15 protein-coding genes are annotated in these 23,052 nt (G+C 73.8%); 14 read left to right on the top strand and 1 reads right to left on the bottom strand.

The genetic code is table 11. From position 1 onward, the window contains the following. Positions 1–7 precede the first annotated feature (7 nt). The 14 genes from ACFYXV_RS08730 to ACFYXV_RS08665 all read left to right on the top strand — a co-directional run bounded on the left by ACFYXV_RS08730 (position 8) and on the right by ACFYXV_RS08665 (position 20,211). Positions 8–1,363 carry a hypothetical protein gene (locus ACFYXV_RS08730; protein WP_389382396.1) on the top strand — a complete coding sequence of 452 codons (1,356 nt, stop codon included), beginning with the start codon at positions 8–10 and terminating at the stop codon, positions 1,361–1,363. 149 nt (positions 1,364–1,512) lie between these two features. Continuing rightward, the gene (locus tag ACFYXV_RS08725; RefSeq protein WP_385464877.1) at positions 1,513–2,355 is read left to right on the top strand and encodes a nitrilase-related carbon-nitrogen hydrolase; all 843 of its coding nucleotides are present in this window, start codon (positions 1,513–1,515) and stop codon (positions 2,353–2,355) included. Positions 2,356–2,393: 38 nt separating this feature from the next. Further along, complete coding sequence (locus ACFYXV_RS08720) at positions 2,394–3,647, top strand: aspartate aminotransferase family protein (RefSeq protein ID WP_385465005.1); 1,254 nt, start codon at positions 2,394–2,396, stop codon at positions 3,645–3,647. Positions 3,648–3,663: 16 nt separating this feature from the next. Then, entirely contained in the window at positions 3,664–5,064 is a 1,401-nt protein-coding gene (gene hydA, locus ACFYXV_RS08715) for a dihydropyrimidinase (protein WP_389382395.1), read from the top strand. Between the two features lie 13 nt (positions 5,065–5,077). Beyond that, positions 5,078–6,076 carry a TIGR03842 family LLM class F420-dependent oxidoreductase gene (locus ACFYXV_RS08710; RefSeq protein ID WP_389382394.1) on the top strand — a complete coding sequence of 333 codons (999 nt, stop codon included), beginning with the start codon at positions 5,078–5,080 and terminating at the stop codon, positions 6,074–6,076. Between the two features lie 66 nt (positions 6,077–6,142). After that, complete coding sequence (locus ACFYXV_RS08705; protein ID WP_389382393.1) at positions 6,143–6,547, top strand: hypothetical protein; 405 nt, start codon at positions 6,143–6,145, stop codon at positions 6,545–6,547. A 16-nt stretch (positions 6,548–6,563) separates the two neighbouring features. Beyond that, positions 6,564–7,844: an MFS transporter gene (locus ACFYXV_RS08700; RefSeq protein WP_389382392.1), complete on the top strand. Its 1,281-nt coding sequence runs from the start codon at positions 6,564–6,566 to the stop codon at positions 7,842–7,844. A 263-nt stretch (positions 7,845–8,107) separates the two neighbouring features. Continuing rightward, on the top strand, positions 8,108–9,607 hold the full coding sequence (locus ACFYXV_RS08695) for an NCS1 family nucleobase:cation symporter-1 (RefSeq protein ID WP_389382391.1): 1,500 nt from the start codon (positions 8,108–8,110) through the stop codon (positions 9,605–9,607). A gap of 88 nt (positions 9,608–9,695) precedes the next feature. After that, complete coding sequence (locus ACFYXV_RS08690; RefSeq protein ID WP_385464962.1) at positions 9,696–10,520, top strand: inositol monophosphatase family protein; 825 nt, start codon at positions 9,696–9,698, stop codon at positions 10,518–10,520. Between the two features lie 98 nt (positions 10,521–10,618). Then, positions 10,619–12,040 carry a phytoene desaturase family protein gene (locus tag ACFYXV_RS08685; RefSeq protein WP_385464965.1) on the top strand — a complete coding sequence of 474 codons (1,422 nt, stop codon included), beginning with the start codon at positions 10,619–10,621 and terminating at the stop codon, positions 12,038–12,040. Further along, complete coding sequence (locus ACFYXV_RS08680; RefSeq protein WP_389382390.1) at positions 12,040–12,552, top strand: O-acetyl-ADP-ribose deacetylase; 513 nt, start codon at positions 12,040–12,042, stop codon at positions 12,550–12,552. The genes ACFYXV_RS08685 and ACFYXV_RS08680 overlap by 1 nt, the downstream gene beginning before the upstream one ends. 106 nt (positions 12,553–12,658) lie before the next feature. After that, the gene (gene recQ / locus ACFYXV_RS08675) at positions 12,659–14,692 is read left to right on the top strand and encodes a DNA helicase RecQ (RefSeq protein ID WP_389382389.1); all 2,034 of its coding nucleotides are present in this window, start codon (positions 12,659–12,661) and stop codon (positions 14,690–14,692) included. A gap of 162 nt (positions 14,693–14,854) precedes the next feature. Next, the gene (locus ACFYXV_RS08670; RefSeq protein ID WP_389382388.1) at positions 14,855–18,070 is read left to right on the top strand and encodes a DUF3376 domain-containing protein; all 3,216 of its coding nucleotides are present in this window, start codon (positions 14,855–14,857) and stop codon (positions 18,068–18,070) included. Between the two features lie 74 nt (positions 18,071–18,144). Next, entirely contained in the window at positions 18,145–20,211 is a 2,067-nt protein-coding gene (locus ACFYXV_RS08665; protein WP_385464977.1) for a SpoIIE family protein phosphatase, read from the top strand. 34 nt (positions 20,212–20,245) lie between these two features. Here the strand turns inward: ACFYXV_RS08665 and ACFYXV_RS08660 are convergent, their stop codons facing one another. Continuing rightward, positions 20,246–23,044 carry a SpoIIE family protein phosphatase gene (locus ACFYXV_RS08660; RefSeq protein WP_389382387.1) on the bottom strand — a complete coding sequence of 933 codons (2,799 nt, stop codon included), beginning with the start codon at positions 23,042–23,044 and terminating at the stop codon, positions 20,246–20,248. Positions 23,045–23,052 lie beyond the last annotated feature (8 nt).

The following is a 23,052-nucleotide window of genomic DNA, read 5'->3' as shown; positions in this document are numbered from 1 at the left end:
TGCGGGCATGGAGACCGCGACCTCGCTGGTGATCAGTCAACTCTCGGGCTACTTACGGGGTTTGACGCAGAGACTCGATCCGGGGACGGGCTGGTACGGGGAGTTTCTGCGCCGGGATCCGCAGGGCCTGAGGGCCTGCCTGGAGGGGGCCGCGATACCGCCCTGGGACGTGGTGGAGTCACTGCTTGAGGACCTCGCGGGCGCGCGCGGCGCTCAGCTCGCCGCGCGGGAGCGGGAGCACGCGGTCCGGCTGCGGGCCGCGGCCGTCACGGTGTGGGACCGGCTGCCCGGCGGCGCGGAGGAACTCCGGACCCTGCTGGCGGCGGCCGCGGAGCAGCGAGCCGTCTCGGATGCGGCGGCCGGCACCCTGACGGCCCGCCTGGCCGCGACCTCGGACCCGGCGCGGGCGGAGGCCCTGACCCGCGAACTGGCCTGGATCCACGACGACACCGCCAGGGCCGCCTCCCGCCAGGAAGACCTCACGGCCCGGCTCGAAGCCCTGGCGGTCCCCGCCGGCCCGCCGGCGCCCGCGCGCCCGGCCCGCCGCGAGCCGGCACCGACCGAGCCGCCCGTCGGGCGGGCGGAGGGCCGGTGGCTGCGCGGGGCGCGGCGCGGCGGCGGGGCCCGGTACGCGGGCGCCCCCGCCGCCGCCCCGGCACCTTTCACCCCGCCGCCCGGCCACCCGGAGGAGCCCGCCGCCGCCCCCCGCGGCGCCCGCTTCGCCCCGCCCGAGGCCGACGGCCCGGCCCCTGGCAGCCCGGCCTCCAGCGGCCCGGCCCCCGCCGACCCGGCCCCCGGTGGCCCGGCCTCCGCCGACCAGGCCCCCGGTGCCCCGGCCCCCGGAGGGATCGCCGCGGTGGTCGGGGAGTTGCTGGACCTGCGGGCCCAGGGCCGGGGCGGGGAGGCCCACGTACTGCTCTGCGAGGCGGCCGCCTGGCCCGCCGCGCGGCTGCCCGCCCTCGCCGACGAGCTGGTCCGGGCCGGGCTCGGGGCGGACTGGGCCACGCTGCTCTGGGAAGCGGCCTCGCTGCCGCCCGAGCGGCTCGCCGCGGCCGCCGCGGCCCTCGGCGAAGCCGGCCGGGGCGCCGATGGCGAGGCCTTGCTGCGCCAGGGCGCGGCCCGTCCCGCCGCCGAGATCGCCGAGGCCGCCCTGGCCCTGGCCGGGACCGGCCGGACCCGGGAGGCCGACGCCCTGCTCGGCGCCTTCGTCAAGGTCCGCACCGCCGAGGAGGCGGTCCGCCTGGCCCGCCGCGATCCGCAGTGGTTCACGCCCCGGCTGCTCCGGGCAGCCGAGGCCGTCTCCGGCACGCACCACCGTGACCTCGTACACGCCCTGCGGGTTGCGAAACCGCCCGTCCGATGAGCGGATCCGATCATCCGCAGTCGTAACTTGATCGACTCACCCAACCGCGCACGGCGGTCTTGCCCCGAGGTGTGACGAGGCCTACGTTCTACTCCCTACGCACCGTCTACGTGCGTAGAACTCGGCGTTCCCGTCGCGAGGAGCAGCTCATGGCCCAAGTCGTCCGCGCCGCACTCGTCCAGGCCACCTGGACCGGAGACACCGAGTCGATGATCGTCAAGCACGAGGAGCACGCCCGGCGGGCTGCCGCCGACGGCGCGCGGATCATCGGCTTCCAAGAGGTCTTCAACGCCCCCTACTTCTGCCAGGTCCAGGAACCGGAGCACTACCGCTGGGCCGAGGCGGTCCCCGACGGCCCCACCGTCCAGCGGATGCAGGCGCTCGCCCGCGAGACCGGGATGGTCATCGTCGTCCCGGTCTTCGAGCTCGAATCCGAGGGCTTCTACTACAACACCGCCGCCGTCATCGACGCCGACGGCAGTTACCTCGGCAAGTACCGCAAGCACCACATCCCCCAGGTCAAAGGCTTCTGGGAGAAGTACTACTTCCGCCCGGGCAATCTCGGCTGGCCCGTCTTCGACACCGCCGTCGGCCGGGTCGGCGTCTACATCTGCTACGACCGCCACTTCCCCGAGGGCTGGCGCGCCCTGGGCCTGGCCGGGGCCCAGCTGGTCTACAACCCCTCCGCCACCCACCGGGGCCTGTCCTCCTACCTCTGGCAGCTGGAGCAGCCCGCCGCGGCCGTCGCCAACGAGTACTTCGTCGCCGCGATCAACCGCGTCGGCCAGGAGGAGTACGGCGACAACGACTTCTACGGCACCAGCTACTTCGTCGACCCCCGCGGCCAGTTCGTCGGGGAGGTCGCCAGCGGCAAGGACGAGGAACTCCTCGTCCGGGACCTCGACTTCGACCTGATCAAGCAGGTCCGCGACCAGTGGGCCTTCTACCGCGACCGCCGCCCCGACGCCTACGGAGGGCTCGTTCAGCCGTGACCAACCCGATCCCCCTGCACAACCGCCACCAGGCCGTCATGCCCGACTGGCTGGCGCTCTACTACGACCGCCCCATCGAGCTCACGCACGGCGAGGGCCGCCACGTCTGGGACGCCGACGGCAACCGCTACCTCGACTTCTTCGGCGGCATCCTCACCACGATGACCGCCCACGCCCTGCCCGAGGTCACCAAGGCCGTCGCCGAACAGGCCGGCCGGCTGATCCACTCCTCCACCCTGTACCTCAACCGCCCGATGATCGAGCTCGCCGAGCGGGTCGCCGCGCTGTCCGGCATCCCCGACGCCCGGGTCTTCTTCACCACCTCCGGCACCGAGGCCAACGACACCGCCCTGCTGCTGGCGACCGCGTACCGCCGCTCCAACCAGATCCTGGCGATGCGCAACAGCTACCACGGCCGGTCCTTCTCGACCGTCTCCGTCACCGGCAACCGCGGCTGGTCCCCGACCAGCCTCTCGCCGCTCCAGACGTACTACGTGCACGGCGCCGTCCGCACCCGCGGCCCCTTCGCGCACCTCGACGACGCCGCCTTCACCGCGGCCGCCGTCGCCGACCTCGAAGACGTGCTGGGCCAGGCCCGCGGCGGGGTCGCCGCCCTCATCGCCGAACCCGTCCAGGGCGTCGGCGGGTTCACCGCCCCGCCCGACGGGCTGTACGGGGCCTTCCGCGAGGTCCTGGACCGCCACGGCATCCTCTGGATCAGCGACGAGGTGCAGACCGGCTGGGGCCGCACCGGGGACCACTTCTGGGGCTGGCAGGCCCACGGACAGAGCGGCCCGCCGGACATCCTCACCTTCGCCAAGGGCATCGGCAACGGCATGTCCATCGGCGGTGTCGTGGCCCGTGCCGAGGTGATGAACTGCATCGACACCAACTCCATCTCCACCTTCGGCGGTTCCCCGGTCACCATGGCGGCCGGCGTCGCCAACCTCGCGTACCTGCTGGAGCACGACCTCCAGGGCAACGCCCGCCGCGTCGGCGGACTGCTCCTGGAGCGGCTGCGCGCCATCGCCGCCACCGTGCCCGCCGTACGGGAGGTCCGCGGCCGGGGCCTGATGGCCGGCCTGGAGCTGACGAAGCCCGGTACCGACACCGCCGACCCGGACGCGGCCGCCGCCGTACTGGAGGCCGCCCGCGCGGGCGGCCTGCTGCTCGGCAAGGGCGGCGGGTACGACACCAGCGTGCTGCGCATCGCGCCGCCGCTCTCCCTCACCGTCGCCGAGGCGGAAGAGGGCGCCGAGATCCTCGAACGGGCCCTGCACAGCATCGTGTGACCGGGAGGCGCCGCACATGTCCATCCGCACCCTCATCCGCGGCGGCCTCGTCATCACGGCCGCCGACGAAGTCCACGCAGACGTCCTCATCGAGGACGGCCGCGTCGCCGCCCTGGCGGCCCACGGCTCGGCGGCCGCCGAGGCCTGGACGGCCGACCGCACGATCGACGCGAGCGGGAAGTACGTCATCCCCGGCGGGGTCGACGCCCACACCCACATGGAGCTGCCCTTCGGCGGGACCGCCGCCTCGGACACCTTCGAGACCGGCACCCGGGCCGCCGCCTGGGGCGGCACCACCACCATCGTCGACTTCGCCGTGCAGAGCATGGGCCAGGCCCTGCGCCAGGGGCTCGACACCTGGTACGACAAGGCCGATGGCAAGTGCTCCATCGACTACGCCTTCCACATGATCCTCTCGGACGTCAACGAGGGGACCCTGAAGGAGATGGACCACCTGATCGGGGAGGGCGTCACCTCCTTCAAGCTGTTCATGGCCTACCCCGGGGTGTTCTACAGCGACGACGGGCAGATCCTGCGCGCCATGCAGCGGGCCTCCGGCAACGGCGGGCTGATCATGATGCACGCCGAGAACGGAATCGCCATCGACGTGCTCGTCGAACAGGCCCTGGCCCGGGGCGAGACCGACCCCCGCCACCACGGCGAGGTCCGCAAGGTCGTCCTCGAAGCCGAGGCCACCCACCGGGCGATCCAGCTCGCGCGGGTCGCCGGCTCCCCGCTGTACGTGGTCCACGTCTCGGCGGACGAGGCGGTGGCCGAGCTGGCCGCCGCCCGCGACAAGGGCCTGCCGGTGTTCGGCGAGACCTGCCCGCAGTACCTCTTCCTGTCCACTGACAACCTCGAAGAGCCCGATTTCCAGGGCGCCAAGTACGTCTGCTCCACCCCGCTGAGGCCGCGCGAGCACCAGGCGGCGCTGTGGCGGGGACTGCGGACCAACGACCTCCAGGTGGTCTCCACCGACCACTGCCCGTTCTGCTTCCGGGGCCAGAAGGAACTGGGCCGCGGGGACTTCTCCAAGATCCCGAACGGGCTGCCGGGGGTGGAGAACCGCATGGACCTCCTCCACCAGGCCGTCCTGGACGGGCACATCAGCCGCCGCCGCTGGATCGAGATCGCCTGCGCGAGCCCGGCCCGGATGTTCGGCCTCTATCCGCAGAAGGGCACGATCGCGCCGGGCTCCGACGCCGACATCGTCCTCTACGATCCGCACGCCGAGCAGGTCATCTCCGCCGAGACCCACCACATGAACGTGGACTACTCGGCGTACGAGGGCAAGCGGATCACCGGACGCGTCGACACCGTGCTCTCCCGCGGCGAACTCGTCATCGACCGGCGCGAGTACACGGGCCGGGCGGGCCACGGGGCCTTCGTCCACCGCTCCACCTGCCAGTACCTGTAAGGAGAGTCCCCGCATGGACTTCGGCCTCGTCCTCCAGACCGACCCACCGGCCTCCCAGGTCGTCAGCCTCATGAAGCGGGCCGAGCGCAACGGCTTCCGCTACGGCTGGACCTTCGACTCGGCGGTCCTGTGGCAGGAACCGTTCGTCATCTACAGCCAGATCCTCGCCAACACCCAGAAGCTGACCGTCGGCCCCATGGTCACCAACCCGGGCACCCGCACCTGGGAGGTCACCGCCTCCACCTTCGCCACCCTCAACGACATGTACGGCAACCGGACGGTGTGCGGCATCGGCCGCGGGGACTCGGCGATGCGGGTCGCCGGCCGCGCTCCCAACACCCTGGCCCGCCTGGGGGAGGCCATCGAGGTGATCCGCGACCTGGCCGAGGGCCGGGAAGCCGAGGTGGACGGCAAACCGCTGCGGATCCCGTGGGTCAAGGACGGGAAGCTGCCGGTGTGGATGGCGGCGTACGGACCCAAGGCGCTGGCCCTCGCCGGCCAGAAGGCCGACGGGTTCATCCTCCAGCTCGCCGACCCCTACCTCACCGAGTGGATGATCAAGGCGGTCCGGCAAGCCGCCGCGGAGGCGGGGCGTGACCCCGCCTCGATCCGGATCTGCGTGGCGGCGCCCGCGTACGTGGGGGAGGACCTGGCCCACGCCCGCGACCAGTGCCGCTGGTTCGGCGGCATGGTCGGCAACCACGTCGCGGACCTGGTCTCCCGGTACGGCGAGCACTCGTCGATGGTTCCGGAAGAGCTCACGGAGTACGTCAAGGCCCGCCAGGGCTACGACTACAGCCACCACGGGCGCGCCGGGAACCCGTCGGCGGACTTCGTCCCCGACGAGATCGTCGACCGCTTCTGCCTGCTGGGGCCCGCCGAGGCCCACATCGAGAAGCTCCGGGCGCTGCGCGAGCTCGGTGTCGACCAGTTCGCCCTCTACGACATGCACGACGCCCGCGAAGCGACCATCGACGCGTACGGCGCCGACGTCATCCCGTCGCTGCGCTGACGCGCGCGGACCACTGCGGGGGCCGGCCACGTGGCCGGCCCCCGCAGCCGTTTTCCGTGCGCTCGCGTGCGCACGCGGACCAGGCAGGGCCGGCGGCACTCATGTAAAGGGGAGAAGCCCTGGCGCGCCACGGCCCAGTACACCGACTGGCGGAACGCCGACGGCGAGGCGGCCGACGCGCTCAGCACGGCCATGGCGGAGCGCTACTTCGAGCACATGACGCACGCGATCGACACCCGGCACCAACTGCCGGCCGAGTGGCGCCAGGCGGAGTGGTTCGGCGACGACGTCGTCTACCTGACGGCCGCCGAACTCACCGAAGTGGGCAAGCGCTTCTCGGAGATCCTGGGCTCCTACGCCGAGCGGCTCGACGACCCGTCCCTGCGCCCGCAGGACGCGGCACCGGTGACCATGCTGCGCATCGCGATCCGCCGGCGCAAGACGACCACATCACAGCCGGACGAACTCTGAAACGCGGAGTGAACGCATGCCAGCGACCAAGACCTCGACACGTGGAGAGTTAGCGAAGCCCGCGCACCGCGATCCCAACGTATTGCGCTGGGTCGTCGCCTACACCGCCTCGGTGGTGGGCAACGGCTGCTTCTTCCTGGCCCTCGGCTGGGCGGCGAGCCGGACCGCCTCACCGGCGGAAGCCGGTTTCGTCATGGCGGTCGGCGCCGTTCCCCGCGCAGTGCTCATGCTGGGCGGCGGAGTGATCGCGGACCGTTTCAGCCCCCGCTACGTGGTCATCGGCAGCGACATGGTGCGCTGCGCGGTGATCCTGGCTGCGGCGGCGGCGCTCGCCCTGGCGTCCCCCGGGCTGTGGCTGCTCGTCGCGGTCGCCCTCGTCTTCGGGGTGGCCGACGCCCTGTTCCTTCCCGCGGTGGGCGCGCTGCCGGCCCGGCTCGCCGACGCCGAACAGGTCCTGCGGGTCCAGGGCATGCGGTCCCTGGCGGTCAGGCTGGGCAACAGTATGGGGGCGCCGCTCGCCGGTCTGGTGATGGCTCTGAGCGGCCCCGCCGCCGCGTTCGCCGTCGCGGGAGGCCTGTTCGCGCTGTCGCTGACCCTGCTCTTCACCGTCCGCATACGTGCTCTGCCCGTGCGGAAGTCCGACCCGGAGGCGGAGGCGGAGGCGGAGGCGGGAGAGGCCGATGCCAAAGGAATGTGGCAGGAGATGACGAGTGGGCTGCGGTACGTGCGCGGACAGCCACTCGTCCGCATGCTCGTCCTGGCCCTGGTCGTCGTCGAACTCGGCTGCGTCGCCCCCCTGAGCATCGGCTTGGTGCTGCTGGCGGGTGACCGCGGCTGGGGGGCGTCCAGTGCCGGCTGGACCCTCGGCAGCTTCAGCGTCGGAGCCGCTGTGAGCTCGCTGCTGCTCACGACCATGGGCCGGCTGCCGCGCCCCGGTGTCTTCTACGTCGCCTCGCTCGCCGCCGGGTCGGCTTCGATCGCCTCGCTCGCCCTGGCCCCGAGCCCCCTGATCGCGGCCTCCCTCGGAGCCGTCGGAGGTCTGACCCTCGGCCTGAACGGCGGAATCTCCTACGCCCTCGTGCAGTCCGCCTGCAATCCCGCCTACCTGGGCCGGGTGATGTCTCTGCTGAGCCTCGCGAGCTTCGGTGTCGGACCCCTGGCCCTACCGGTCTTCGGCGCCGCCGCGGCCGGTTTCGGTACGGCTCCGGCCTTCGCCGTGTTCGGGGCAGTCGCCGGTCTCGGGGCGGTGGCCTGCCTCTTCTCGGCGGACGTCCGCCACGCCGAACTGCCCAACTGAACCGCGCGGGGCGGCGGCTGTCCTCACCGAGAGCGAGCGCGTCAGCGGGTGCATCGAGGTCCCCGAGGGCTACGATGAAAACCCGGTGCGCCCCAGGCGCACATCGGGAAGCCGCGGACCCCGCGCGACCCGGGCATCGACCGGTTCGCCGTGTACGACACGCATGACGCGCAGGAGGCCGCCACCGACGCGCACGGGCAGCACGTCCTCCCGGTGCTCAGAGCCTGACCGAGTTCCCCACCGACCCGAAGGGGCGCGCGTACATGCCGGACCACTCGATCGGCGAAACCCGGGACCGCGTGGAGCTCGCTCCCGGGGAGGTTCCCTCCGACGGCCGCTTCGCCAACCCCGACCTCCTCCCCGTACCCGTCGAGGCCAGGCGCTGGACGACGTACAACTTCACGGCCCTGTGGGTCGGCATGGCGCACAACATCCCCTCCTGGCTGCTCGCCTCCGGGCTGGTGGCCCTGGGGATGGACTGGAAGCAGGCCGTCTTCACCATCGCGCTGGCCAACCTCATCGTGCTGGTGCCGATGCTGCTCATCGGGCACGCCGGGCCCAAGTACGGGATCCCGTTCCCGGTGCTGGCCCGGGCCCCGTTCGGGGTGCGCGGGGCCAATCTGGCCGCCCTGATCCGGGCGGCCGTGGCCTGCGCCTGGTTCGGGATCCAGACCTGGATCGGCGGGTCCGGGATCTTCGTCCTGCTGGGCAAGGTCTTCGGCGGCTGGGAGGACGCCGCGGAGATCGCCGGCCAGCCCTGGCCGCTGTGGCTGTGCTTCATCCTCTTCTGGGTCCTCGAACTCGCCATCATCTACCGGGGTATGGAGGCCCTGCGGCGCTTCGAGAACTGGGCCGCGCCGTTCGTCATCGTCGGCGCGCTGGCGCTGCTGGTGTGGATCGGCGTCAAGGCGGGCGGCTTCGGCGAGCTGCTCGACCAGCCGTCCAAGCTCGGCTGGGGCGAGGACTTCTGGCCCGTCTTCTTCCCGTCGCTCATGGGAATGATCGCCTTCTGGTCCACCCTCTCGCTCAACATCCCCGACTTCACGCGCTTCGGCGCCGGCCAGCGCAGCCAGATCCTCGGACAGACCCTCGGGCTGCCGACGACCATGACCCTGTTCGCGCTGCTGTCGGTGTTCGTCACCTCCGGCTCGGAAGCGGTGTACGGCGCCCCGATCTGGGACCCGGTGGAACTGGTCTCCAAGACCGACAGCGTCTTCGGGCTGCTCTACGCCCTGGTCACGGTGCTCGTCGCGACGATCTCGGTGAACATCGCGGCCAACGTCGTCTCCCCGGCGTACGACCTGGCCAACCTGGCCCCGCGCCGGATCAACTTCCGCCGGGGCGCGCTGATCACCGGCGTGGTCGGCGTCCTGATCATGCCGTGGAAGCTGACCTCCACCCCCGAGCTGTACATCTACACCTGGCTCGGACTGGTCGGAGGCCTGCTCGGCACGGTCGCCGGCATCCTCATCGCGGACTACTGGGTCGTACGGCGGGCCCGGCTCTCGCTGCCCGACCTGTACCGGGAGGGCGGCCCGTACTGGTACACGGGCGGCTGGAACATCAGCGCCGTGGCCGCGTTCGCGGTCGGCGGCGTCCTGGCCATCGGCGGCTCGCACTCGGCCCCCGGCCAGGGCCCCTTCCCCGAGGAGGGCCTGATCCCCTTCCTCAAACCGCTCGCCGACTACGGCTGGGCGGTCGGCGTCGGCTCGTCCTTCCTCCTCTACACGGCCCTCATGATCCGCCGGCACCCCGCCCGCTGACCGGCGCCACCCGGAGTCCACCTGGAGGTCGTCCAGTGGACGGGACGACCGGTGGGGTTTGTCAGCCGGGCGTGGTGTGATGGGGGGCATGATCGAACAGTTCCTGGCCCAAGACCTGTCCGCAGTGGAAGAAGCGATCCGCAAGGCGGCGGCGGTCGAGATCATGCCGAGGTTCCGGCAGCTCGCCGAGCACGAAGTGGACCAGAAGAGCGGTCCGCACGATCTCGTGACCGTCGCCGACCGCAAGGCCGAGGAACACCTCACGGCCTCGCTGACGCGCCTGCTGCCCGGCTCCGCCGTCGTCGGCGAGGAGGCGGTCCACGCCGACCCTTCCGTGTACGGGGCGCTGCGCGCCGACGCGCCGGTCTGGATCGTGGACCCGGTCGACGGCACCCGGCAGTTCGTGGGCGGCGACCCGGCCTTCTGCACCCTGGTGGCGCTGGCACACCGCGGCGAGATCCTCGCCTCCTGGACCTTCGCCCCGGCGCTGGAGGAGCTGGCGACGGCCGTGCGCGGGCAGGGCGCGTACGTCAACGGCGAGCGCATCCGGAGCGGTTCGCCGCAGCCCGGCGCCGACCTGCGGGTCGCCATGGCCCACCCGCTGTACACCTCCGACGAGGACAAGGCCCGCCTCGCCCGGCTCGACGTGCCCGGGGTCGCGGCCCGGCCCTGCGGTTCGGCGGGCCTGGAGTACCTGAAGGTGGCCCGCGGCGAGATGGACGGCCTCGCCTTCACCTGGCCCTCCGCCTGGGACCACGCGGCGGGACTGCTGCTGGTCGCCGAGGCGGGCGGCGCGCAGAGCACCGTCGCCGGGGTCCCCTTCCGCGTCGACCGGGACAACGAGCTGCCGTTCGCGGTGGGCCGCGACGAGGCCACGGCCGTACGGATCCGCGAGCTGCTGCGCGGCGCGTAGGGCGTGCCTTCCGGATCAAGCCGGGCGCGGTCGGGGGCCGCCCTGGACGGGCCGAATATCCTGGGAGCGCAGCCGCTGCCGGACGAAGGAGTCGCAAGGTGCCGTCGATTCTCGATGCGGTCGTGGTGGGGGCGGGGCCCAACGGGCTGACGGCCGCCGTCGAGCTGGCCAGGCGCGGCTTCTCGGTGGCCGTGTTCGAGGCCGCGGAGACGGTCGGCGGCGGTGCCCGCACCGAGGAGCTCACCCTCCCGGGCTTCCGGCACGACCCCTGCTCGGCCGTACACCCGCTCGGCATCGGCTCGCCGGTGTTCTCCACCATGCCGCTGAAGCGGTACGGGCTGGAGTGGCTGCACCCCCCGCTGCCCATGGCGCACCCCTTCGACGACGGCACGGCCGCCGTGCTCTCCCGCTCCGTCTCCGAGACGGCGGCCTCCCTCGGGCCGCGCGACGCGGGCACCTACCGGCGGCTGGTGGAGCCCTTCCTCGGCAAGTGGGACACCCTGGCCCGGGACTTCATGTCCCTGCCCTCGACCGCCCTGCCCCGGGACCCGGTCACCCTCGCCCGCTTCGGACTCGCCGGACTGCCGCCCTCGACCTGGCTGCTGAACCGCTTCCAGGACGAGCGGGCGCGGGCCCTGTTCGCCGGGCTCGTCGCACACGTCATCGCCCCGCTGGGCGGGATCGGCACGAGCGCCGTCGGCCTGGTCTTCGCCCTCGCCGCGCACGCCGGCGGCTGGCCCATGCCGCGCGGCGGCTCGCAGGCCATCTCGGACGCCCTCGCCGGATACCTGCGCGACCTCGGCGGCGCGGTCCACACCGGCTTCGAGGTCAAACGCCTCGACGACCTGCCGCCCGCCCGGGCGTACGTCTTCGACACCTCGCCGACCGCACTGGCCCGGATCGCCCGGCTGGGGCGCGCGTACGACGGCTACAAGTACGGCGCCGCCGCCTTCAAGCTCGACTACGCCCTGTCCGGTCCCGTGCCCTGGACCGCCGAGGCCCCGCGCCGGGCCGGCACCGTACAGATCGGCCCGCACGCCCGCGACATCGACGCCGCCCTCCAGCTGGCCACCGGTGGGCGCGCCCCCCGCAACCCCTTCCTGATCACCGCCCAGCCCAGCCTGGTGGACCCCGGCCGGGCGCCCGAGGGCAAGCACGTGTTCTGGGCGTACGGGCACGTCCCCGCGGGCTGGGGCGGCAGTCTCACCGACGCCGTCGAGCGGCAGATCGAGCGCTTCGCCCCCGGCTTCCGCGACCTGGTGCTGGCCCGCGCCACCGCCGGACCGCCGGAGCTGGCCGCCCGCAACCCCAACTACGTCGGCGGCGACATCGCCTGCGGCGCGGCCTCCGGGCTCCAGCTGCTGCTGCGGCCCAAGCTGTCCCTGCACCCGTACGCGACGGCCCACCCGGCCGTGTTCCTCTGCTCCTCCGCCACCCCGCCCGGCCCCGGCGTGCACGGCATGTCCGGGCACAACGCGGCCAAAGCGGTCTGGCGCCACCTGAGAAGGGCCTCCTCCTGATGGTGCGCATCACCCTCGTCCAGGGCGACATCACGGCCGAGCACGCGGACGCGATCGTCAACGCGGCGAACTCCTCGCTGCTCGGCGGCGGGGGAGTGGACGGGGCCATCCACCGGCGCGGCGGCCCCGAGATCCTGGACGCCTGCCGGGCGCTGCGCGCCTCCCAGTACGGAAAGGGCCTCGCCACGGGCCGGGCCGTGGCCACGACGGCCGGCCGGCTCCCGGCGGACTGGGTGGTCCACACGGTGGGTCCGGTCTGGTCCCGGGAAGAGGACCGCTCGGCGCAGCTGGCCTCCTGCTACCGCGAGTCCCTGCGGGTCGCGGCCGAGCTGGGGGCCCGCACGGTCGCCTTCCCGGCGATCTCCACCGGCATCTTCGGCTGGCCGATGGAAGACGGCGCCCGGATCGCGGTCGAGACGGTCCGCGCGAGCGCCGCGGCGCCCGTGGAGGAGGTCCGCTTCGTCCTCTTCGACGAGAACGCGTACGCGGTGTTCGAGGCGGCCCTGGCCTAGGGACCCGTCCTGCGGGCTGGGCTGGGCTGGGCTGGGCGCCGGGCCGGGGCGGCCGGATCCGGCGGATGCGGTCAGGGGTGTCGGTGGGGGTCGATAGGCTTCTGGGATGAGCCTTGTCGACGCCCCCACCGAGACCCCCGATGCCCTGGAGGTGCTGCACCGCGTCTTCGGATACGACTCCTTCCGCGGCGAGCAGCAGCAGATCATCGAGCACGTGGCCGGCGGCGGCGACGCGCTGGTCCTGATGCCCACGGGCGGCGGCAAATCGCTCTGCTACCAGATCCCGGCGCTGGTCAGAGCCGGTACGGGCGTGGTGATCTCACCGCTGATCGCGCTCATGCAGGACCAGGTCGACGCCCTGACCGCCCTCGGGGTGCGGGCCGGGTTCCTCAACTCGACCCAGGACCCCTACGAGCGCCAGGCCGTCGAGCAGGCCTTCCTGGCCGGCGAGCTGGACCTGCTCTACCTGGCCCCGGAGCGACTGCGCACCGAGGGCACCCAGCGGCTGCTCGACCGGGGCACCGTCTCGCTCTTCGCGATCGACGAGGCACACTGCGTCGCCCAGTGGGGCCACGACTTCCGGCCCGACTACCTCGCCCTGTCGATGCTGCACGAGCGCTGGCCCAAGGTGCCGCGGATCGCCCTGACGGCGACGGCCACCGAGGCCACGCACGCCGAGATCGCGGCCCGGCTGGGCCTGGCGGAGGGCGAGGCCCGGCACTTCGTGGCCAGCTTCGACCGGCCCAACATCCAGTACCGGATCGCCCCGAAGAACAACCCGACCCGGCAACTGCTGGAGCTGATCCGCACCGAGCACGCCGGGGACGCCGGGGTCGTCTACTGCCTGTCGCGGGCGTCCGTGGAGAAGACCGCGGCCCTCCTCGTCGAGAACGGCATCGACGCGGTCGCCTACCACGCGGGCATGGACGCCCGGACGCGCGCCGCGAACCAGGCGCGCTTCCTGCGGGAGGACGGGGTCGTGGTGGTGGCCACGATCGCGTTCGGCATGGGCATCGACAAGCCGGACGTGCGCTTCGTGGCGCACCTGGACCTGCCGAAGTCGGTCGAGGGGTACTACCAGGAGACCGGCCGCGCCGGGCGCGACGGGGAGCCGGCCACGGCCTGGCTCGCGTACGGCCTCCAGGACGTGGTGCAGCAGCGCAAGTTGATCGAGGGCTCCGAGGGCGACGAGACGCACCGCCGCTCGCTGGCCGCGCACCTCGACGCGATGCTCGCGCTGTGCGAGACGGTCGAGTGCCGCCGGGTGCGGCTGCTCGCGTACTTCGGGCAGGCTGCCGCCGGGCCGTGCGGCAACTGCGACACCTGCCTGGCCCCGGCCGAGTCCTGGGACGGCACGGTCGCCGCGCAGAAGCTGATGTCCACGGTGTGGCGGCTGGCGAAGGAGCGGCGGCAGAAGTTCGGCGCCGGCCAGATCATCGACATCCTCCAGGGCAAGAAGACGGCCAAGGTCATCCAGTTCGACCACGACGCCCTGTCGGTCTTCGGGATCGGCACCGACCTGAGCACCGCGGAATGGCGCGGGGTCGTACGGCAGTTGCTGGCCTCGGGACTGCTGGCGGTCGAGGGGGAGTACGGCACGCTGGTGCTCACGGACGCGAGCGGCGAGGTGCTGGGCGGGCGGCGCAGCGTGCCGATGCGCAAGGAGGCGGCTCCGACCCCCGCGGCCCGCAAGTCCTCCGGCTCCGGCTCCGGTTCCGGGAAGACCGGGCGGGTCCCGGTCGACCTGCCGGCGGAGGCGGTCCCGGTGTTCGAGGCCCTGCGCGCCTGGCGGGGCGCGACCGCGAAGGAGCAGGGCGTGCCGGCGTACGTGGTCTTCCACGACGCGACGCTGCGGGAGATCGCGACCCGGCTGCCGCACTCGGCCGAGGAGCTCGGCACGATCAGCGGGGTCGGCGAGGCGAAGCTGGCCAAGTACGCCGAGGGGATCCTGGCCGCACTGGCCGAGACGGGCGCGACCGCGACCGCCGACGCGACCGCGACCGCCGACGCGACCGCGACCGCCGCGAGCGCCTCGCCCGCGCCCGTTCCCCCGGCGCCGCCGTCCCCCGCCCTGCACACCGACGAGGAACCGCCCTTCGACTTCGAGGACACGGACCCGCCCTGGGACGACTGGGAGTAGGCCCGGCAGTCCCGGGGGAGGAGGTCCCGTTCCTCCTCCCGGGCGGCGAAGGGGGTGTGAACTCCCCCGCCCGGCAAGGAACTTCGGCCGCTCCGCCGTCCGCTCCCGCGAGGTGGCGGCCGCCCGGGTGCGGTGCGCTTGATCCGGGGTCAAGCTGGTGCCATGAGCGACGACCGGCCGGGAAAGCGCAGTACCGAACTGCGCCTGGCCCTCGCGATGCGCGGCGGAGTCAGCCTCGCCGTCTGGATGGGCGGAGCCTGCTGCGAGACGGCGGCGCTCCGCGCGGCGGCACGACAGCCGGCCGCACCCCCGGCGGGCCAGGAGCCCGCCCCGGACGGCGGTCTCTACCCCGGGCTGCTCGGAGTGTGCGGATACGAGGACGTCGACGTCGACGTCCTCGTCGGGACCAGCGCCGGGGGGCTCAACGGCGTGCTCCTGGCCTGCCACCTCGTGTACGGGATGCCCTTCGGGCGGGGTGTACGGGACCTGTGGCTGCGCCTGGGCGACCTCGAAGGGCTGCTGCGCCGCTCGACGCCCTTCCACGTGCCGACCTCGCTGATGCGCGGGGACGAGGTCTTCTACAAGGAACTGCGCGACGCGCTGGGCCGGCTCGTCGACGAGGCCCCGCCGGACTGGAAGCCCCCCGCCTCGCTGCGGCTGATCCTGACGGCCACCCGGCTGCGCCCGCGCCGGGACCGCGTGCGGCCCACCCTCGGCCGACCGCTGCTGGTCGGCCGCTCGAACGCCTACTTCCGCTTCCGCCACCGCAGATCCCTGACGGACTTCCACGCCGACGTCACCGGTGCGGCCCGGGAGGCCGCGCTGAACCGGCTGGCCTACGCGGCGCGCACCTCCTCCTCCTTCCCCGGCGCCTTCGAACCGGCCCGGGTGTACGTCGGCAACGGCGCCCAGCCCGTCGAGGACCCGCCCCGGGTGGACATGCGCGGCGTCAGCAGCGAGAGCGGCTACCCCGACGAGAACCTGAACGGCTGCGCCGAACTGATGGACGGCGGGCTGCTGGACAACATCCCCGTCGCCTGGGCCGTACGGGCCGTCGCCGGGGCCCCGGTGGCCCGCAAGGCCGACCGCTGGCTCCTGTTCCTCCAGCCGGTGCCGCCGTTCCCGCCGCCGCCCGAGCCCGGGAGCAGCCGGCGCGTGACCCGCCTGGTGCGGATCGCCGCGAAGTCCCTGGCCGTGAAGACCGGAGCCGAGTCCCTGCGCGACGACGCCCTCGAACTGCGCGCCGCCGAGGCCGCCGCCCAGCAAAAGCGGGCCGCCAGCGGGGTGCTGCCGCCGGCCTTCGTCCCGGCGGCGGCCGGGGACGCGTCCCGTCTGGGCGCGTACGCCGACAAGGTCGGCCGGGCGGAGGCGCTGCGGCTCATCCGGTTGCTGGAGGACCCTGCCGAGGTGACCGGCCCGGACGCGCTGCCCCTACCCGCCGGCCCGGGGCCGCTGGAGGCGCTCGACGAGAGCGCGGGGCGGGGCTCGACGGACCTGTTCGCCCGACTGCGCAAGGCCTCCGGCGAGCTGGCGGCCGGCGCCGGCATGCTGCCCGCGCCCGGGTACTCCCCACTGCCCCTGGCGCGTGCGGTACGGCTGCTCATGGACTGGCTGAGCGCGTACGAGTCCGGCGAGGGGCCGGTGGACGTGGAGCTGGTGAGGCAGTACCGGAGGCGGTTGTTCGCCTGCCGTGTCGCCGTCGCCACTCTGATCGCCGCCCGGGACAGGCTGCTCCTCGACCGCTACCGGGCGGCCCTCGCGCTGGGGCTGGTCCCCGAGGACGTCACCACCCCCTTCCGCGAGGCGTCCGCGCAACTGGGCTCCCTCATGCCGGCGGTACCCGGCCCGGGCTCGGCCCGCGCGGTGTGGGAGGACTGGGCCGCGAACCTCGCGACGGCCGTCACCGGTGGATTCCCGCCTCCGGCACCCCCACCGGGCCCGGCGGCCGTACCGGAGGGCTTCGGCCTGCTGTGGGACAGGCTGTCGGAACTCGGCGCGGAGATCGGGGTGGGCCTGGCTCCCGACGTGCCCGGCTACGAGGCGCTGCACGCGGCGGCCACGGGCCTCGGTCCGCCGATGGCCGACGCGCTGGCGTACGCCGAGGTGCTGCTCGGCCCGCTGCGCCCGGACCCGCTGGCCGAGGCCCCCGACATCGACTTCCACACCGTCTCGGCGGCGAACACCAGCTGGGCCACCCGCCGGGTGCTGCCGGAGGCGGTCCAGAACTCCCCGAAGGGCCTGGTCTGCGCCAAACTCAGCGGCAACCAGCTCAACAACTTCGCCGCCTTCCTCAGCGCCCGCTGGCGGATGAGCGACTGGACCTGGGGCCGCCTGGACGGGGCCGCCTCCCTGGTGTCGATCGTCGCGACCGACGAGCGGCTCGGGGACGCGTTCGGCGGTATCGCCGATCCCACGGCACTCGGCGAGGCGGTCGCCGGCGCGACGGGACTCGGCCCGGCGTTCATGGACCCCTGGGCCGAGAGCGTCACGACGCAGCCGGGCCTGGACCCCTGGGACCGGGTGCGCGACGTGCTCACGGCCGTGCGCCAGCACGAGATCCTCCGCGAGGAGCTGCCCTTCCTCGCCGAGCTGAACCGCAAGGGCTTCCGGGGCGGCAACCGGCCCCCCGACCCGCCGCCGGACCCGCCCGATCTGGCCGACCCGGCCCGGTTCGACGCCGCGCTCGACTCCTTCGGCAGGATCGGCGCGGAGGAGGTCGGGCAGCTGCTCCGGGCCCGGGACCCGCGCCGGGCGGCCCTGCGGACCGGGCTCCTCGCGTGGCCCGCGGTCCAGCCGACCGGCAAGGTCGGGGCCCGCTTCGCACAGGGCGCCCTCGGCGTGCTCAAGCCCCTGGTCTACCTCCCGTTCCTGGTCGCCGCGGTCGCCCCGTTGTGGGCCCTGACCGCGGCCGTGCTGATGTGGACGGGCATCGCCTTCTCCACCGCCCACTGGTCCTCGCTGCTCGCCCACGTCCCGGTCTGCCTGTACGCGATGGCGGCCCTGGTGGCGCTGGTCCGGCAGCGGATCCGGCCGCACTGGCTGTGCGTCACCGTCGGCCTGATCGCGGCGGCCGGTCCGCCCGTCGCCCTCTGGCGGCTGCGCTGCGCGCCGTTCCCCGACGTCGGCGGAGGCTGGAGCACGCTGATCGTCGGGGCCTGCTTCGCGCTCGCCGCCGCCGCGGTGCTGTACGTGGGCACGGACCGGTGGTGGCTGCTGCCGGGGGCCGCCGTGATCGCGGGCCTGATCGCCGCCCTCGTCCAGTTCGACCGCGCCGGGCTCGGCGGCTGGTGGGCCGCCCTCATCCTCTACGCCGTCCTGTTCTGGGTCACCTTCGTCCTGCCCTGGCTGTACCCGAGGGAGCGGACCGCGCCGACCTGACACAGCGCCTCGCGCCGATGGCTCAGATAGGGTGAATCGGTAGGAATCGGACCCCCCGGGGTGAGGTCGGTGCGGTGGACACATACCAGTCGACGAGCGAAGTCCCGGAGCAGCCGGCCGCGGCCGTCGGGTACGCGGGCGTACTCAGCGAGCTGCTGCCGATCGCGCTGTGGCGGGAGGACGCCGACGGGATCATCGTCGAATGGTCGCTCGCCGCGCAGGACCTGCTCGGCCACCGTCCCGAGGACATCCTCGGCCTCCCCGGCACCTCCGTCCTCGTCCCCGAGACCAACCACGCCCTCGCCGACGACCTGACCCGGCGGGTCCAGGCGGGCGAGACGGTCGTCGGCACCCTGCCCGTGCGCCACCGCGACGGCCACCGCGTCACCATGGAGATGTGGATCGTCCCCGCCGCCGACCCGCAGGGCCGCCCCGGGGCCATGCTGATCGCCGTGGAGACCTCCGAGGTCCTGCGCATGCGGGACTCGCTCGCCGCCCTCCAGAGCCTGTTCACCCAGTCGCCCATCGGCCTCGCCACCCTCGGCCCCGACCTGCGCTTCCTGCGCGTCAACGACGCCCTGGCCCGGATGAACGGCGTCTCGGCCGAAGCGCACCTCGGCAAACGGCTCACCGAGGTCGTCCCTGGCGTCAACGCCGCCGCGCTCGAAGCGACCATGCGGCAGGTCCTGGAGCGGGGCACCGCCGTGGTCGACGTCCGCCGCACGGGCCGGACCCCGGCCGACCCCGGACACGACCACACCTGGTCCTGCTCGTACGCCCCCCTCCTCGACGGGTCCGGCCGCCCGCTCGGCGTGATCGCCTCCCTCATCGACATCACCGAGAGCCAGCGGGCCCAGGGCGACGCCGAGCGGGCCCGACGCCGCTTCGCCTTCCTCGCCGAAGCCGGCACCCGCATCGGCGCCACCCTCGACCTGAGCCAGACCGCACGGGAGATCGTGCAGGTCCTGGTGCCGCAGCTGGCCGACTCGGCGGACGTACAGCTGCTGGAGACCGTCCTCGCCCCCGACGACGCGGCGGCCAGCCACGAGGGCGTGCTCCGCCGCATCGCCGTCGAGTTCCCCGACCCCGAGGCCCCCACCGCCCGGCTGGAACCCGGCCAGACCTTCCAGATCCCGCCCGACTCCGTCTACGAGCGGGTCATCGCCGAAGGCCGCCCCATGAACCTGTACCGGTCCGACGTCCACGCACTGCTCCCCGACCCGCGCGCCGCCGAGCTGCGCGCCTACCTCGGTGCGCTCGGCTCCGCCCGGCTGATCCCGCTCGTCGCGCGCGGCACCGTGCTCGGCGCGGTCACCGTGACCCGGACGGCCGACCGCGAGCCCTTCGACGAGCAGGACGCCGTCCTCATCGACGAGGTGGTCGCCCGGGCGGCCCTCAACATCGACAACGCCCGGATGTACACCAACCAGCGCCGGGCCGCCCTGACCCTCCAGCGCAGCCTCAGCAACAGCGCCCTGCCCCGGGTCACCGGCCTCGAACTGACCGGCCGCTACCTGCCCGCCAGCGACCACGACGTCGGTGGCGACTGGTTCGACGTCATCCAGCTGCCCGGCGGCCGCACCGGCCTGGTCATCGGGGACGTCATGGGCCACGGCATCCACGCCGCCGCCGTCATGGGACAGCTGCGCACCGCCGTGCGCACCCTGGCCCGCCAGGACGTCTCCCCGACCAGCCTGCTGCGCTCGCTCGACGAGGCCGTCGCCGACCTGGGCGAGGACGAGATGGCCACCTGCGTCTACGCCGTCCACGACCCGGCGACGGGCGGCTGCGTCATCGCCCGCGCCGGCCATCCGCCGCCCGCCGTGGCCACGGCGGGCGGGGAGGTGACCTTCCTCGACGGCCCGCCCGGCACCCCGCTGGGCACCGGCGGGCAGGAGTTCCGCACCGAGGAGGTCGCCCTGCCGCCCGGGAGCCTGCTCGTGCTGTACACCGACGGCCTCATCGAGTCCCGCGACCGCGACCTCGACCAGGGCATGGCCCAGCTCGGGCGTGCGCTGCGCGCCGCCGCACAGCCCCTGGACGGGCTCTGCGACGACATCCTGGCCCGGCTGCTGCCCGAGGCCCCGCAGGACGACGTGGCGGTCCTGCTCGCCCGTACGACGGCCGGCGGGGGCCGCTGAGCCCACGGGGCGAATCGTTACGCCGCAGCCCCGGTCACCAGGCCAGGTCCTCCAGCGCCGCCAGGTCCGGTGCGGGCAGGGCCGGCTCCGGACCCCCGGTCAGCGGCAGCTCCGCCCAGATGACCTTGCCGCGCTCGGTGTACCGGGTGCCCCAGCGCTCGGCGTACTGCGCGACGAGGAACAGGCCGCGCCCGCCCTCGTCGGTGGTCGCCGCGTACCGCAGGTGCGGCGAGGTGCTGCTGGCGTCGGAGACCTCGCAGATGAGGCTGCGGTCGCGCAGCATCCGCACCCGGATGGGCGCGTTCCCATACCGGATGGCATTGGTGACGAGCTCGCTGAGGATCAGCTCGGCCGTGAAGGCGATCTCCCCCAGCCCCCAGGCGGCCAGCTGCGCCGAACCGGCGTTCCGCACCCGCGAGACCGCGGCCGGATCGGGCGGCACCTCCCACTCGGCGATCCGGTCCGCCTCCAGCCGCCGGGTGTCGGCGATCAGCAGTGCGATGTCGTCGCTCGGCGCCGGGAACAGCAGCGCGGCCAGTACGTCGGCACAGGCCTGCTCGGGGCTGCGGCCGGGGTGGGAGAGCGTCTCGGCGAGCACGCCGAGGCCGGTGTCGAAATCCCGGTCGCGGTCCTCCAGCAGCCCGTCCGTGAACAGCACGAGCCGGCTCGCCTCCGGCAGCCGCAGCTCCGTGGCCTCGAAGGGCATGCCGCCCACCCCGAGCGGCAGCCCTGCGGGCAGCTCCGGGAACTCCACCGCGCCGTCCGGCCGGACCAGGGCCGGTCCGGGGTGTCCGGCGCTCGCCATCGCGCAGACCCCCGAGACCGGGTCGTACACCGCGTACAGGCAGGTGGCGCCGGTCACCCCGGCCGCCTCGCCCGCCCCCTCCGCGGGATCCCCGGAGCCCGCGGTCTCGTTCTGGTCGATCCGGTGGATCAGCTCGTCCAGGTGCCCCAGGAGCTCGTCCGGGGGCATGTCCAGGGAGGAGAAGTTGTGCACGGCGGTCCGCAGCCGCCCCATCGTGGCCGCCGCGTGCACCCCGTGCCCGACGACGTCGCCGACGACCAGGGCCACCCGGGCGCCGGCCAGCGGGATCACGTCGAACCAGTCCCCGCCCACCCCGGCCTTCGCGGGCAGGTACCGGAAGGCCACGTCCACGGCGTTCTGCTCCGGCAGCACCCGGGGCAGCAGGCTCCGCTGGAGGGCCACGGCCGTCGCGTGCTCCCGGGTGTAGCGGCGGGCGTTGTCGATGGAGACGGCCGCCCGGGCCCCCAGCTCCTCCGCGAACGACAGGTCCTCCTCGTCGAAGGCCTCCGTGGTGTCGGCCGCCCGCCAGAAGTTCGCCATCCCCAGGACCACCCCGCGCGCCTGGAGCGGCACCGAGATCAGCGAGTGCAGCCCGTAGTCCAGGGCCTGGCGGGTGCCGGCCTCGTCCTGGGCCCGCCAGCCCATCGCCGCGTTCAGATCGGCGGCGAGCACCGCGTGCCCGGCGTCCAGCGCCGTCGCCATCGGCGCCGTCGGCACCGCGAAACGGATGATGTCGCCGACCGCCTGGAGCGGCTGGTCGGTGCGCACGCCGCTCATCGCGGCCCGGCGCATCTCCGTGTAGACCCCGGAGCCCCGCGAGGGCTCCTCGCCCCTCAGCACCGGCTCCAGCAGCTCCACCGTGACGAAGTCCGCGAACCGGGGGACGGCCACCTCCGACAGCTCCTCGGCGGTGCGCACCACGTCCAGGGTGGTACCGATCCGCCCTCCCGCGTCGTACAGCATCTGGAGCCGCTCCCGGGCCACCTCGGCGCGGCCGGACAGGGAGGCGAGTTCGGTGGTGTCGCGCAGGGTCATGACGCTGCCGGACGGGTGCCCCCCGTACGGCTTGGTCGGGCGCACGTTGACGGCCAGGAGCCGGTCCCCGGCCAGGTGCACCTCGTCGGTGGCGACCCGCCCGGACACCAGCAGGGAAGTGGTCCGCGGATCGAGGCCGAGCTCGCTCACGTGGCGCTGCTCGGCGTCGGGCGGCAGGTTCAGCAGCCGCCGCGCCTCGTCGTTGGCGAGCAGCAGCCGCTGGTCCGCGCCGATGATCAGGACGCCCTCGCGCACCGCGTGCAGGACCGCCTCGTGGTGCTCGTTCATCCGGGCCATGTCGGTCGCGCCCAGGCCCCGGGTCTGGCGCGACAGCCGCCGGCTGACCAGGGCGGCGCCGCCCGTGCCGAGCAGCAGGGCGCCGGCCGCGGCGCCGAGCAGCAGCGGCAGCTGACCGGCGACCGAGTCGGAGACGGTGTCGATCTCGATGCCGGTGCCGACCAGCCCGATGACCTTCCCGCTCGCGTCCCGTACGGGGACCACGGCGCGGACGGCGTCGCTCGGCGAACCCTTGAAGACCTCGGTGAACGGGTGCCCGGCCACGGCGCGCGAGAGGTCGCCGGTGGCCCGCTTGCCGATCAGCTCCGGCCGGGAGTCGGTGTAGCGCAGCCCGTCGGGGGTCATCACGGCGATGAAGTCGACGCCCGCGGCCTGCCGGGCGGCCTCGGCCAGGGGTTGCAGCTCGGCCGTCGGATTCGGGGACCTCAGGGCCGCGGGGAGGCCGGGGGCGTGGGCGAAGGCCTCCGCGGCCGCCAGCGAGCGGTGGCGCGCGTCGCGCTGGGTGCCGTACCGCTCCTGGAAGACGAGGGCGAGCGCGGCGGCGGTGATCAGCAGGATGACGATGACGGCCATGAGCGCGAAGACCTGACCGGCGACGCTGCGGGCACCGCGGGAGCGGCGCGCGAGCAGGCCCGGGTCGCGCCCGGTCGGCTGCCGGGGCGGCGATCCCCTGGGTCGACCCAAACGTCCGGTCATGAGCCATT

Source organism: Streptomyces sp. NPDC002181 (assembly GCF_042890485.1).
Taxonomy (GTDB): domain Bacteria; phylum Actinomycetota; class Actinomycetes; order Streptomycetales; family Streptomycetaceae; genus Streptomyces.
This window is presented reverse-complemented; position numbering and strand designations above follow the sequence as displayed.